Annotated in this window: 12 protein-coding genes; 8 read left to right on the top strand and 4 right to left on the bottom strand. The window is 42.6% G+C overall.

Features of this window, described 5'->3' with window-relative positions; all coding sequences use genetic code 11:
* Window positions 1–41: 41 nt before the first annotated feature.
* From tnpC to ACYPWY_RS12550, 5 genes are all read left to right on the top strand, one after another.
* Window positions 42–2648, top strand: a complete 2607-nt coding sequence (gene tnpC / locus ACYPWY_RS12570) for an IS66 family transposase (protein WP_459685880.1) — start codon at window positions 42–44, stop codon at window positions 2646–2648.
* Window positions 2649–2789: 141 nt separating this feature from the next.
* Window positions 2790–3299, top strand: coding sequence for an ECF transporter S component (locus ACYPWY_RS12565; protein WP_459685878.1), 510 nt, complete (start codon window positions 2790–2792; stop codon window positions 3297–3299).
* A gap of 14 nt (window positions 3300–3313) precedes the next feature.
* Window positions 3314–3712 carry a phosphoribosyltransferase gene (locus ACYPWY_RS12560; RefSeq protein WP_459685877.1) on the top strand — a complete coding sequence of 133 codons (399 nt, stop codon included), beginning with the start codon at window positions 3314–3316 and terminating at the stop codon, window positions 3710–3712.
* A gap of 32 nt (window positions 3713–3744) precedes the next feature.
* Window positions 3745–4683: a DUF362 domain-containing protein gene (locus tag ACYPWY_RS12555; RefSeq protein WP_459685876.1), complete on the top strand. Its 939-nt coding sequence runs from the start codon at window positions 3745–3747 to the stop codon at window positions 4681–4683.
* Between the two features lie 15 nt (window positions 4684–4698).
* A complete protein-coding gene (locus ACYPWY_RS12550; protein ID WP_459685875.1) occupies window positions 4699–6228 on the top strand; it encodes a 4Fe-4S dicluster domain-containing protein in 1530 nt (509 codons plus the stop codon).
* A gap of 164 nt (window positions 6229–6392) precedes the next feature.
* Here ACYPWY_RS12550 and ACYPWY_RS12545 read toward each other — a convergent pair whose 3' ends face one another.
* The 4 genes from ACYPWY_RS12545 to ACYPWY_RS12530 form a co-directional block, all read right to left on the bottom strand.
* Entirely contained in the window at window positions 6393–7739 is a 1347-nt protein-coding gene (locus ACYPWY_RS12545; protein ID WP_459685874.1) for a citrate synthase, read from the bottom strand.
* Window positions 7740–7775: 36 nt separating this feature from the next.
* Window positions 7776–9062: an NADP-dependent isocitrate dehydrogenase gene (gene icd / locus ACYPWY_RS12540; protein ID WP_459685873.1), complete on the bottom strand. Its 1287-nt coding sequence runs from the start codon at window positions 9060–9062 to the stop codon at window positions 7776–7778.
* Between the two features lie 20 nt (window positions 9063–9082).
* The gene (locus ACYPWY_RS12535) at window positions 9083–11341 is read right to left on the bottom strand and encodes an aconitate hydratase (RefSeq protein WP_459685872.1); all 2259 of its coding nucleotides are present in this window, start codon (window positions 11339–11341) and stop codon (window positions 9083–9085) included.
* A gap of 116 nt (window positions 11342–11457) precedes the next feature.
* Window positions 11458–11943, bottom strand: a complete 486-nt coding sequence (locus tag ACYPWY_RS12530; RefSeq protein ID WP_459685871.1) for a surface-adhesin E family protein — start codon at window positions 11941–11943, stop codon at window positions 11458–11460.
* A 197-nt stretch (window positions 11944–12140) separates the two neighbouring features.
* Here ACYPWY_RS12530 and ACYPWY_RS12525 point away from each other — a divergent pair, with 197 nt between their 5' ends.
* Genes ACYPWY_RS12525 through recA form a run of 3 tightly spaced genes read left to right on the top strand, consistent with a single transcriptional unit; the run spans window position 12141 to window position 14295 of the window.
* Window positions 12141–12716 carry an LOG family protein gene (locus tag ACYPWY_RS12525; protein ID WP_459685870.1) on the top strand — a complete coding sequence of 192 codons (576 nt, stop codon included), beginning with the start codon at window positions 12141–12143 and terminating at the stop codon, window positions 12714–12716.
* Window positions 12717–12773: 57 nt separating this feature from the next.
* The gene (bcp, locus tag ACYPWY_RS12520; protein WP_459685869.1) at window positions 12774–13238 is read left to right on the top strand and encodes a thioredoxin-dependent thiol peroxidase; all 465 of its coding nucleotides are present in this window, start codon (window positions 12774–12776) and stop codon (window positions 13236–13238) included.
* A 34-nt stretch (window positions 13239–13272) separates the two neighbouring features.
* A complete protein-coding gene (recA, locus tag ACYPWY_RS12515) occupies window positions 13273–14295 on the top strand; it encodes a recombinase RecA (protein ID WP_459685868.1) in 1023 nt (340 codons plus the stop codon).
* The last annotated feature ends 153 nt before the right edge of the window (window positions 14296–14448 follow it).

Raw genomic sequence — 14448 nt, 5'->3', positions numbered from 1 at the left:
GTCTTAGAAGTCGAATAGAGCTAACCGTTAAAAACATCCGTATGCAAATAGACAATTCCTTTTTACAGGATTTTCTACATTGCCCTTACAAAGCATATACAAAGAGCAGGCAGGAAACAGGGCTTAAAACGGAGTACGAAGCATTGTGTGTGCGGCTGAAAGCTGCTGTGGTTGAAAAATTCAGGACGGCCTGCGCCGAAAAAATTATGGAAGCAAAGTTTGAATTCAATGTTAACTTCGAGAACGAACATGTTAGCCTCACACTCGATGCTGTTGAACACAGGGATAAAAAGACCATGGTACCTGTTTACATTGTTCCTTTCGGGAAGATTACAAAAACAGACCGCTTGTTTGTTGCCTTACAGGCGGCTTTTATCACACGTGAGTTCCAGCGCCGGATAGAACATTGCAGGATAGTTTCCGGCAGGGAAATGAAACAAAGCAAATTCAACGTTATCACTTATGCAAAAAACAGTGCAAAACTCATAGGGGAAATAAGCAAAATACTTTCACAGGCCAACCCTCCGCTGTTTTTCAAAAATACGCATTGCCAAATGTGTGAATTTAGAGGCCGCTGTATGGAAAAACTCCGCGAACGCGATGATTTAAGCCTTTTACCGGGGTTGAATCCGGTTGAAATTCAGCAGAGAAACAACCGTGGAATATTTTCCATCAAGCAACTGTCATATACTTTTCGTCCGCGGAAAAACCCTTACCGCAAAAGGAAATTTCTGCCGGAACTGAAAGCATTGGCTCTCCGCGAACATAAAACCTTCATACACGAAATTCCCGCCTTGCCTTCCGCTCAAACCGAAATCTTTTTAGACATGGAAGGATTGCCCGACAAGGATTTTTACTACCTGATAGGCGTCATTGTTAAAACACAGGACGGGGAACAGCGTTTTTCCTTTTGGGCGGACGACAGGCAGGATGAGGACGACATATTTTCAGCCTTTATCTCACTTCTTGAGCCGATGGATAATTATACCGTTTACCATTACGGCTCTTACGAAATACAGGCCTTGAAAGCTGTTTCTAAAAAGCTACCCGCTGAAAAACAACAGGCGCTTAAAGTTATTATTGCCGCTTCGTGCAACCTGCTGAGCTGTTTTACATACAATCTTTATCCTCCCACATACGGCAACGGATTGAAAGATATAGCCCGATTCCTGAAATTTGAATGGACGGGGCCAAACGCTTCAGGATTGCAAAGTATTGTCTGGAGGTACGATTGGGAAATGAATAGAGATGAGGCATTGAAACAAGAATTAATCTGCTACAACATGGAGGACTGCGAAGCATTGGCGAGGGTAAAACAATGGATTAGCTCCATACAAAATGAGGATAACGGCCAGAAACAATTTGCATCGGAATTGAAACAGGAGAATCTCTTTAAGTGGGGGATTACAAATTACCTCCTCAAAGATTTCGAGGAAGTAAATGCAAAAGCCTATTTTGACTACCAGCGGGAGCATATCTTTTTGCGGACTGAAAAGAAAATTTACAGAGCAGCAGCAAGAGAAAAATCGGATTCGACCAGATACAACCGGATCGACCGGAAGATAAACCTTTTTCCGGTGAAATGCAGGAAATGCGGGAGCGGGAAAATCAGGATATTCCGGACCGCTAGAAAATCACAAATTGATTTGGTTTTTATGAAGCAGGGAATAAAAAAACGGGTAACCGAATATGAGGGTGGAGCATACAGGTGCTTTAACTGCAAGAAAAACTATGATGCCGGAAACATGCGCAAGTTGCCCCACTACGGTTATAACCTGATGTTGTGGGCTGTAAACCAGAAGATACAATACCGTTTAAGCTCGGAAAGCATCAGGAACATATTGAAAGATTCTTTCGCTCTCGAAGCATCCAATACCCAAATAAGCCACTTCAAGGAAGTGATTGCCTCCAGATATGCACCTGCATACCGCGAAATAATCGGTGAAATGGTAAGTTCAGACCTTATTCAGGCTGACGAAACAATGGCACGGATAAAGGGAATTGATGGCTATGTTTGGGTATTTGCCAATCACCAAAGCGTTTATTACAGGTTCAGGGAAACGCGCGAACCGGATTTCCTGCGCGATTTGCTGAAAGGCTTTGAAGGGGTATTGGTTTCGGATTTTTATACCGGTTACGACTTTCTGGAATGCAAACAGCAAAAATGCTTAGTGCATTTAATCAGGGATATGAACGAAGATTTGCTGAAACACCAGTTCGACGAAGAACTGAAATTAATTGTCAGGGAATTTGGCGTGCTGCTCCGGGCAATAGTGGCTACCATAGACGAATACGGATTGAAACAACGCCATCTAAAAAAGCACAATAAGGATGTTGAGCGGTTTTACAAGCAAGTTGTTTACAGGGCGTTTGAATCCGAACGCGCTACGTTTTACCAGAAAAGGCTAAGCAAGTACAGGGAGAAAATTTTCCTTTTCCTCAACCACAACAATATCCCCTGGAACAACAACAATGCCGAACATTCGATAAAACCTTTTGCAAAATGGCGAAAAAGAGTCAGTAAAAGTCTTACGCAGCAAAATATCGAAAACCACCTGATATTGCTCTCTATTTTGCAAACCTGCAAGTATCGCGGCATCAATTTTTTCGACTTCCTGAAATCGGGAGAAACCCTTATTCCATCCTGAAAAATAGTTTGTTGCCGATTATCAATAAGTTCTTACTTTTTCTGTTATTTTTTTGAGCAAATTGATTATATTTTGAATAATTGTAGCTAGCTTTGCGATATTAAAATCTCAACTAATAAATACATTAAATATAATATGATTATGGAATCAACTGTAAAACTTTATTCTTTATCCTGCAAAGAAGCTAAGACATACTTGTTTGCATTGCTTTTTGTTGCAGGTAATATTATTTTGCCACAGTTATGCCATTTAATTCCCGGAGGCGGATTAGCATGGTTGCCAATTTACTTTTTTACGTTGATTGCAGCGTACAAATACGGATTGCGTGTGGGTTTGTTAACAGCAATTTTGTCGCCATTGCTCAATAGCGTCTTGTTCGGAATGCCGGTAATAGCCGCTTTGCCCGTTATCGTGGCTAAATCGACCATATTGGCGGTGGCTGCGGCTTATGCAGCGAACAGGTTCAAAAAAGTTTCGTTATTGGCTATTGTGGCTGCGGTGTTGACATATCAAGTGGCCGGAACGCTTATCGAATGGGCGATAGTAAAAGATTTCTTTGTTGCCGTACAAGATTTTCGTATCGGTGTTCCCGGAATATTGTTCCAGATAGTTGGCGGATTCTTTTTATTGAAGGCAATCGCTAAACGCTGATTCAGCTCCGAATAATGCCAGATAAGACATTTGAAAAGGTAATGGAGCGTTTTCGTTCCATTACTTTCGATGAACAGTTCGATTTGATTGTTGCGATTGCCAACGGGGGAATAATTCCGGCGGCAATACTTAATCAGCGGTTGAATGTCGAGATACAGTTATTGAAAATCAATCTTCGCGATAGTAATCAACAACCCCGGTACGATAGCCCGCAATTGATTTCGCCGATAGACTTTGAATTTAAAGGCAGGTCGGTGTTGTTGGTTGAAGACCGTGTGAAGACGGGGGCGTCATTAAATATGGCATACAATCTGTTGCAAGGGGCAAAACTTATAAAAACATTTGCCGTAAACGGAAAAGCCGACTATTCGTTGTATGACGAAAGTTGCTTCATGTTTCCTTGGATAGTGTAATTACATAGCAAAACAAAAAAACTATAAATCTGATGGATAGACGAGATTTTTTAAGGGCGCTAGCTGTAACCGGCGCTGTTGCGACTATAAAATCGCAAAGTGGAATGGATGTGCTGGCCCAGACTGTTACAAATACCAAGACAGGGAAAGCCGTTGATATGGTTGCTGTTATGGGTGGTGAACCGGCTGCCATGTTCAAAAAAGCTATCGCCGAATTGGGCGGTATGGGCAAGTTTGTGAAAAAGGGCTACAAAGTAGCGGTTAAACCGAATATAGGCTGGGACAGGGCGCCCGAAAGAGCCGGAAATACCAATCCCGAACTGGTGGCCGAAGTTGTTCGCCAATGTATCGCTGCCGGTGCAAAAGAGGTTGTTGTGTTCGACCACACTTGCGACGACTGGATTAAGTGCTACAAAAACAGCGGAATAGAGGCTGCGGCCAAAGCGGCTGGAGCGAAACTTGTTCCTGCCAACGAAGAATCTAAATACCGTACCATATCGCTTCCTCAGGGCAAGAAACTGAAAGAAGCAAAAGTGCATGAGGCTATTTTGGATAGCGATGTATGGATTAATCTTCCTATTCTGAAACACCACGGGGGAGCCAATCTTTCTATCTCGATGAAAAACCTGATGGGTATTGTATGGGACAGACGGATATTCCATAGCTCCGATTTACAGCAATGTATTGCCGACATCTGTACCTTGCAGAAAAAGCCGGTATTGAATATAGTAGATGCCTACCGCACCATGAAAACAAATGGCCCTCAAGGAAAATCGTTGACTGATGTAGTTGATACCAAGAGCCTTTTCGTTTCTCAGGACATAGTGGCGGTGGATACGGCTGCGGCTAAGTTCTTCAATCAGGTACGGGACATGCCTTTGGATCATGTTGGCTATTTGGCCAATGGTCAGACATTGAAACTTGGCACAATGGATATTGATAAACTGAATGTGAAAAGGATAAAAATGTAATTTCCTGATTGACTTATGCTTAAAAGAATTCGTGTAGTTGTATCAATCGTTCTCTTTGCATTGATAACATTCTTGTTTCTGGATTTTGCCTCTCTGTTACCCGATAGTTTTAAGGGGCTGGCACAGATACAGTTTATGCCTGCCTTGTTGTCGGGAAGCGCTATAATCGTGCTGATTCTGCTGATTGTTACGATTTTATTCGGGCGGATTTATTGTTCTTCCATTTGTCCGATGGGTATTTATCAAGACGTTGCGAGTTGGTTATCTAAACGGGCGGCTAAAAAGAAAAAGAGGTACAAATACAGTCCGGCAAAAAATATTCTGAGGTACTCGGTTCTTGTAGTGGCTGTGGCCTCATTTTTTCTCGGTTATCCCATAATATTAGGCTTGATTGACCCGTATAGCGCCTACGGACGGATAGTTGTCAGCCTGTTCAAACCCATCTATTTGGCTGGGAATAATGTGCTGGAGGGTATTTTTACCAGTTTCGGCAATTACACCTTTTATAAAATAGAGGTGGTGATGTTGAGCGTCCTGACGTTTATAACAAGTTTGATTACATTTTTTGCCATAGGCCTTTTAGCCTGGAAATATGGGCGAACTTACTGTAATACAGTCTGTCCGGTCGGAACGATACTGGGTTTTCTCAGCCGCTACTCCATTTTTAAAGTCGGAATTGATACTTCGGCTTGTAACGGTTGCGGACTTTGTGCAACAAAATGTAAAGCTTCGTGCATTGATAGCAAATCGCATAAGGTTGATAATAGCCGGTGTATTGATTGTTTCAACTGTTTAGAGAGTTGTAAACAAAAAGCGATTGGCTATAAATTCTACAAAAGGGGTAAAGTAGAAGAAGCGGATTCAAAATCGGTCGATTTAAGTAAAAGACAGTTTTTGCTGACTGGTTTTACAACGGCTGTATCCATACCTGCTGTCTTGGCTCAGGATAAAATTACCAACCTGACAGGCAAGGAATCCTACACCCGTCAAAACCCCATTAGCCCGCCCGGAGCGGTGAGTGCAGAGCATTTGTCGCATCATTGCACATCTTGTCATCTGTGCGTTAGCAAGTGCCCGTCGAATGTTTTGAAACCCGCTTTGCTGGAATACGGAATAGGTGGAGTTATGCAGCCAATCATGTCTTTCGACCGAGGATTTTGCAATTACGATTGCACGGTTTGCTCGAATGTTTGCCCCAATGGCGCCATACACCCTTTAACGGTTGAACAGAAGCATCTGACCCAAGTTGGCCGTGTTGTTTTCAAAGAAGATATTTGTGTTGTACATACTGACGAAACAAATTGCGGAGCCTGTGCAGAGCATTGTCCGACTCAGGCCGTAACAATGGTTCTCTACAAAGATGGTCTTACTATACCACATACCAATCCCGATATTTGCATAGGTTGTGGTGGCTGCGAATTTATTTGTCCGGTTCGCCCCTATCGTGCAATTCATGTAGAGGGAAATTTGGTGCAGCAACAAGCCGAGGCCTTTGAAGTAGAAGAAAAAACAGAGCTAGGTGATGATATAGGATTCGGCTTTTAACCGGATAAATCAATTGCTCAAAAGCAGAATAGATGAAAGTACTGTCATTGCGGGCCTGACCCGCAATCTCCTGAGAATCAATGCACTCTTACTTGGGAGATTGCGGGTCAAGCCCGCAATGACAGATTTTTGAGACAGCCCCTATGTATTTAACAATTATCAATTTATCCCCTCTCCTCAATCGGCTGATAATCTTTTACTTCACCTGCATTCTTGTATGCCGGACGGATAATTCTTCTTTGTTGGAAGTTCAGTTCCTCGATACGGTGGGCGCACCATCCTACGATGCGAGCCATGGCAAATAGTGGCGTGTATATTTCCTGTGGCAGGCCAATCATTTCGTAAACAAAACCCGAATAAAAATCCACATTGGCGCATACGAGCTTGTTCACCGAGCTACCTTTATATTCCATAAAGTTTTTAATGGCTCTTTCCTCCAGTAGTTTATAGAAGTTGAACTCTTTTTCTCGCCCTTTTTCCCTGGCCAAATCTCCGGCCATTTCTTTCAACAGCATGGCACGCGGATCGGAGACGGTATAGATAGCATGTCCGATTCCATAGATAAGTCCGGTTTTATTGTAGGCTTGTTTGTTCAATATCTTTTGCAAGTAGCTGTCGATTTCTTCTACGTCTGTCCAATCTTTTACATTTTTCTTTATGTTCTTGAGCATATTTACCACCTGAATATTGGCTCCACCGTGTTTATGCCCTTTCAACGATCCTATTCCGGCTGCGATTGACGAGTAAGTATCGGTGCCGGTAGAGCTGGTAACCCTTACGACAAATGTTGAGTTGTTACCGCCTCCATGATCGGTATGTACCATCAACGCCAAATCCAGTATTTTCACATCCAATTCGGTATAATTATGCCCTTTTATCATGTAGAGGAAGTTCTCTGCCAACGACAAGCCCGGTTTAGGATGCCTGATGTGTAGCGATTTTCCCTGATTATGGCGCAAAGCATTATAAGCGTATGCAATAATAGTTGGAAAAGTGGCAATCAGGTTAATGGACTGATTTACACTATTTTCTGCCGAATAATCGTTCGGATTTTCATCGAATGTATATAATTCCAGTACACAACGCGCCAGTATGTTCATAATATCCTGACCTTCCAAATCGAGGATGTGCATGGTTATTTTCTGGTTCAGCCACATTGTTTCGCTCAGCAGGTGCGAAAAATCATTTAATTCGTTTTTGTCTGGGAGATACCCTGCCAGAATCAAAAATATGGTTTCCTCAAAGCCCAGTCTGTTTTCTTTTTGCACGCCATGTACTATATCTTCCAGGTTTATACCTCTGTATAATAACTTACCGGGGATAGCGATTAAGTTGCCGTTTTCATCACGCTCGTATCCAACAACATCGCCTACTTTTGTCAGCCCTACAACCACACCGGTATGGTCTTCGTTGCGGAGGCCTCTTTTCACATTGTGTATTTTAAACAACTCCGGTTCTATTTGGGTAGTCGTTTTTATCGTTTCGGATATTTTTTTAATCAGATCGTTCATAATAATAAGCGAATTAGTTAGCAAATTCTAAAATTCTCATTTTGTGCCGGTTGACACATTCTTTATTTCATTTCTCAGCAAATCCGTAAATTCACTCGTCGATAAACTTTGTCCATTTTCCATAAAGCGCGCTAAGTCGGAAGTGGCTTTGTTTTCGGTATAAAGTTTTTCCAACCCATTGGTTATCAATTCGGCTGCTTCGTTCCATTCAATATATTCGAGCAGCATTACTGCCGAGAGCAGTAAGGATGAAGGATTTACACTATTTTTTCCGGCGATGTCGGGCGCTGTTCCGTGTGTTGCTTCAAATATGGCATGGCCGGTTTTGTAGTTAATATTGGCTCCGGGGGCAATACCGATACCGCCGACCATCGCCGCCAACTGGTCCGATATGTAATCTCCGTTCAGGTTGAGCGTGGCAATTACCGAGTATTCGGCTGGTTTGAGTAAGGTGTTTTGCAAAAAAGCATCGGCAATTACATCCTTAATTATCAGCTTGTTTTGTCCTTTTGCCTCTTCCAAAGCTTTATTGGCTTCGCTTTCTCCTTTGTCTTTTTTAATTTTTTCCCACTGCTGCATACCGAAAGTTTTATCGCCGTACTCTTTTTCGGCCAGCGCATATCCCCACGATTTGAAACCGCCTTCGGTAAATTTCATAATATTCCCTTTATGCACCAATGTTACCGATGGGAGGCTGTTTGCCAAGGCATATTCGATGGCTGAGCGAACAAGTCGCTCGGTTCCTTCAACCGATACGGGTTTTATGCCGAAGGAGGAGGTTTCGGGGAAACGTATTTTTTTTACGCCCATTTCTGTTTGGAGGAAATCCAGCAGTTTCTTAGCTTCGGGCGTCCCCTGCATCCATTCGATGCCCGCGTAAATATCCTCTGTATTTTCCCTGAAGATGGTCATGTTCACTTTCTCAGGGGTTTTGATAGGGGAGGGGACACCTCTGAACCAGCGCACAGGCCGCACACAGGCGTATAAATCCAAATCCTGACGCAAGGCAACGTTCAACGAACGGATACCTCCGCCGACAGGTGTTGTCAACGGCCCTTTAATACCCACAAGATATTCGCGGAAAGCCGCCATTGTTTCCTCCGGCAACCACGAGCCATTTTGGTTGAACGATTTCTCTCCGGCGAGTACTTCTTTCCACTCTATTTTCCGCTTTCCGGCGTATGCTTCTTCCACCGCGGCATCTATCACCGTTTGGGCATTTTTCCAGATTTCTTTTCCTACGCCATCTCCTTCTATATAAGGTATGACCGGATTGTTGGGCACGTTTATTTTCCCGTTTTGTATGGTAATTTTTTGAGCCATAATTTAATTCAAAATTCTTTTTATTTTCCTTTCATATAATTGAGTGCGCTTCCTGCTTTGAACCATTCTATCTGGAGCTCGTTGTATGTATGGGCAACCTCGAATGTGTCGGTTGAACCGTCCGAATGTTTTAACATTACAGTCAGGTTTTTCTCCGGTTTAAATTCTTCCAGTCCAAATATGCTAATCTTATCGTCTTCCCTGATTTTGTCGTAATCATCTTTATTGACAAAAGTGAGGGCAAGCATACCTTGTTTTTTCAGATTGGTTTCGTGTATGCGGGCAAACGATTTCACGATTATTGCTTTGACATTCAAGAATCTAGGTTCCATTGCTGCATGTTCGCGCGATGAACCTTCACCGTAATTTTCTTCGGCAACAACAATTGAGCCTGTTCCCTGTGCTTTAAAATTCCGTGCCAGTTTCGGAACAGCTTCATATTCTTTGCTTTGAGGATTTAACACCGAGTTTGCGTTATCGTTAAAAGCATTGATGGCGCCAATCAACATATTGTCCGAAATGTTATCCAAATGTCCGCGAAATTTTAGCCAAGGGCCGGCCATTGAAATATGATCGGTAGTACATTTTCCTTTTACTTTTATAAGCAGCGGTTGTTCTGTAATATTTTTTCCATTCCAAGGCTCAAAGGGCCTCAACTCTTGAAGACGTTGAGAATCAGGGCTGATAGATATGCTAATAGCGCTGCCGTCGGCTACGGGAGCGGTGTAACCGGCATCTTTCACCTCGAAGCCTTTCGATGGCAGTTCGTTGCCTGCCGGTTCGCTGAGTTTTACTTTTTCTCCCTTGTTGTTCGTCAACGTATCTTTCAGCGGATTGAAACGTAAGTCGCCGGCGATTGTCAAAGCGGCCACAATTTCGGGTGATGCCACAAATGCGTGGGTGTTTGGATTGCCGTCATTTCGTTTGGCAAAGTTCCGGTTAAAGGAAGTAATTATAGAATTCGGTCTATCTGGTTTATCTGTCTCCCGTTTCCATTGTCCGATACATGGGCCGCAAGCATTTGCCATAATAGTGGCTCCGGCGTTTTCAAATACCTTGAGAATTCCGTCCCTTTCGGTGGTGTAACGAACCTGCTCCGAACCGGGATTGATAATAAATTGCGCTTTTACCGGCACGCCTTTCGAGCGGGCATCTTCCACTATTGAAGCCGCACGCATCATGTCTTCGTATGACGAATTGGTGCATGAGCCTATTAATCCCACTTCCATTTTCTGTGGCCAGCCGTTTGCATGAACTGCTTGAGCAAATTCCGACAACGGATGTGCCGCATCGGGCGTGAACGGGCCATTGATACAGGGCTCTATTTCCGAAAGGTTGATTTCTATAACTCTATCGTAATAGAGATGTGGTGTATCAATCACTTCCTTATCGGCCACCAGATGTTCTTTGATGGAATCCGCCAATTTTGCAACATCTTCTCGTCCGGTAACTTTCAGGTAGTCAGCCGATTTTTCGTCAAACGGAAAAATGGAGGTGGTAGCGCCAACTTCGGCGCCCATATTACAGATAGTCGCTTTTCCGGTTGCCGAAAGCGATTGAGCGCCTTCGCCAAAATATTCGATGATGGAGTTGGTTCCGCCTTTCACCGTTAATATTCCTGCCAATTTCAGGATAACATCTTTAGGGGATGCCCATCCCGACAATTTGCCGGTTAGTTTTACGCCGATTATTTTAGGCATTTTCAGCTCCCAAGGCATTCCGGCCATAACATCCACTGCATCGGCGCCTCCAACGCCAATCGCAATCATTCCAAGCCCTCCGGCATTGGGTGTATGCGAGTCCGTTCCAATCATCATTCCTCCGGGGAAAGCATAATTTTCGAGTACCACCTGATGTATAATTCCAGCTCCGGGTTTCCAGAAGCCAATTCCGTATTTGTTCGATACCTCGCTGAGAAATCCATAAACTTCCTTGTTGCTTACTTCGGCTGCGTTCAGGTCATCCTTAGCCGACTTATAGGCCTGGATAAGGTGGTCGCAATGCACGGTACTTGGCGCCGCCACTCGTTTTCGACCGGATGTCATAAACTGGAGCAAAGCCATTTGGGCGGTAGCATCCTGCATCGCCACCCTGTCTGGCGAAAAGTTTACATAATCCGCAGCTCGTCCGAAATTCTTTAATTGTTCTCCTTTAGCCAGATGAACAAACAAGATTTTTTCGGTCAATGTTAGTGGCTTTTCTAGTATTCGCCTTATGTGGTTTATCTCTTCAGGAATTGATTGATATAGGGATTCAATCATTTTAATATCAAATGTCATACTTGTCTGTTTTTAGTAATTTCAGGCTGTTTGTTTGATTACAAAATTCTTCACAAAGGTAGTAAAATTTAATGGATAATGAATCAGCTCCTCCCGAAAGAGGGAAGGCTTCGGAATTACTCTCCTTCGGAAGGGCTGGAGGAGGCTGTATAATCGCACACAAAATACAAGGTGTAATCCCCCATGGTGTTAGCGCTTACACTCAGCCAGCGTTGATTCTTTTTCGGCGTTTTTGTTTTTATTATTTTCTTAGCCTTTGAGGTATAATCAGTTATCTCCGTAATCATATACTGTTTGTTTGAACAATCGTAAATATGCGATGAAACGGTATAGCTGAAATCGTTCCATTTTTTCATCTTTTTCTCCAAATTACTATCTTGCTTGGGATACGACCGGCGTATTTTATCGACATAAAAATTTTTACTGTTTTCCGTTGTGTAAACGGTTTTGACCTGTGCATAGAGCAGGTTTCCTTTTCTTTCGATACTCAACGTGTCAACATATATTTCCAAATCTTCGATTACTGCAACATCCTTCCACGAGTTTTGCGAATAACAAGTCAGTGAGGTAATTAGCCCTAAAAACAAAATAATATTCTTCATAATCAATTAATTATAAGTTCAAAGTTCCGTAGGGGCAGGTTTGAACCCGCCCCTACATATCGTTCAATTCTCAATTCCAAATTTCCCGCCTTGCTGTTAATAAAAAAAGCGGTTTATATTTAAAATCTTTGGTAAAGGTATGTTATATTTGCAATATATAGAATGTTACAAATTGATAATTTAAAGAAAATAATTTAATGAGAAGAATATCAGTTTTTTGCGGTTCTAATTCGGGAAACAATCTCTTGTTTAAGGAACAGGCATATAAATTGGGGGAGGAACTTGCCGACAGGAATATTGAATTAGTCTATGGTGGGGCTAAGGTAGGATTAATGGGGGCAGTTGCCGATGGCGTATTGAGCAATGGCGGTAAGGCAATAGGCGTACTTCCCCGGTTTTTCATGGAGAAAGATTTGGAACACAATAGTTTAACAGAACTGATATTTGTAGATACTATGCACGAACGCAAGGCTAAAATGTCGGAGTTGTGCGATGGAATTATTGCTTTGCCCGGAGGATTCGGAACAATGGAAGAATTGTTCGAGATGCTGACATGGGCGCAATTGTCGCTGCACAAAAAGCCCATCGCCCTGCTAAATATTGACGGCTACTATGACTCATTGTTATTATTTATGAAAAATATGATTGAAAAAGGTTTTTTGAAGGATGAATACCGTAAAATGCTTTTAGTCAGCGATAAAGTGAGCGCTATTCTGAGGCAGATGGAAGTATATTCGGCGCCTGTTGGTGATAAATGGTTTGTAGTAAAATGAATTTATCTTTACAGGAACAAAATAAAAGATTATCTTTGGGTACGATTTAGAATAAGTATGACTTTAAATATTGGAGATAAAATCCCTGAAACATTGGGAACGGATCAGGATGGCAACTTGCTCAAAGCAAGTGATTATGCCGGAAAGAAGTTGGTATTGTATTTTTACCCGAAGGATAGTACGCCCGGATGTACGGCTGAAGCGTGTAGTTTCAGGGATAGTTTTCATGAACTCCGGCGTGCGGGCTACGAAATACTTGGCGTGAGCGTGGACAGTGAACAATCGCATCGGAAATTCATTGAAAAACAGCAACTTCCTTTTTCACTAATTGCCGATAAGGATAAAGCGCTTGTGGAGCAATTCGGCGTGTGGGCAGAAAAAACCTTGGCCGGAAAAAAATACATGGGCACATTGCGTACAACTTTTCTCGTAAATGAAAAGGGAGAGATTGAAAAGATTATCTGCCCTAAAGAAATTAAGACAAAAGACCACGCTGACCAAATACTAGAATTAGTAAAGTAAAAAATCAATTATACACTCTAAACACCAAATACTAATGAGCGAAGAAAAGGGAAAGAAAGCCGAGCCAAACACAGAAAAAATGAAAGCTCTTCAGGCTGCAATGGATAAGATAGAGAAGAGTTACGGCAAAGGTTCCATCATGAAAATGGGGGATGAAAAGATTGAAGATGTGCCGGTTATACCGAGTGGCTCAATAGGTTTGAACGTTGCTTTGGGGGTAGGAGGGTATCCAAGAGGCAGGGTCATTGAAATATATGGGCCGGAGTCTTCGGGGAAAACAACCTTGGCTATTCATGCGATTGCAGAGGCGCAAAAAGCCGGAGGTATAGCTGCGTTTATTGACGCAGAACATGCATTCGACCGTTTCTATGCCGAAAAATTAGGCGTGGACATTGATAATCTGTGGATTTCTCAGCCCGACAGTGGCGAGCAAGCTTTGGAAATTACTGAGCAGTTAATTCGTTCATCAGCAATAGATATAGTTGTTATCGACTCGGTTGCAGCGCTTACGCCAAAGGCCGAATTGGAAGGCGATATGGGCGATTCTAAAATGGGGCTTCAAGCTCGATTGATGTCTCAGGCCTTGCGAAAATTGACGGCTACAATTAGTAAAACAAATACTACTTGTATCTTTATCAATCAGTTGCGTGATAAAATAGGTGTTATGTTTGGTAATCCTGAAACAACTACCGGTGGAAATGCCTTGAAGTTTTACGCGTCTGTTCGGTTGGATATTCGGCGAAGTACTCCATTGAAAGACGGTGAAGAAATAATTGGTAATCAAACCCGGGTGAAGGTGGTGAAAAATAAAGTGGCGCCTCCTTTCCGCAAAGCCGAATTTGATATTATGTATGGTGAAGGAATCTCCCGTTCGGGCGAAATTGTTGACCTTGGAGCAGAGCTTGGCATAATCAAGAAGAGCGGTTCGTGGTATAGCTACAATGATACGAAGTTGGGACAAGGCCGTGATGCTGTAAAAGACATCATCAAAGATAATCCTGAATTGTCCGATGAACTTGAAAAGGCTATTATGGAAGCTTTGAAAGTGAAAAAATAAAATTTGTATTTAATGATATATTCAGTAGATATATCACTAAAAAATCGCCCATGCAGACAAGGTGGGACACAAGTAGGAAAAATCATTCAAACACAGCACTATAAGTAAAAAGACCTTTCATTTCCGACTTTGGGAAAAGACATAAAAAAGACG

This window comes from Viscerimonas tarda (genome assembly GCF_054601255.1).
The sequence above is the reverse complement of the archived record's forward strand: the minus strand, read 5'-3'. Positions and strand labels throughout refer to the sequence as shown.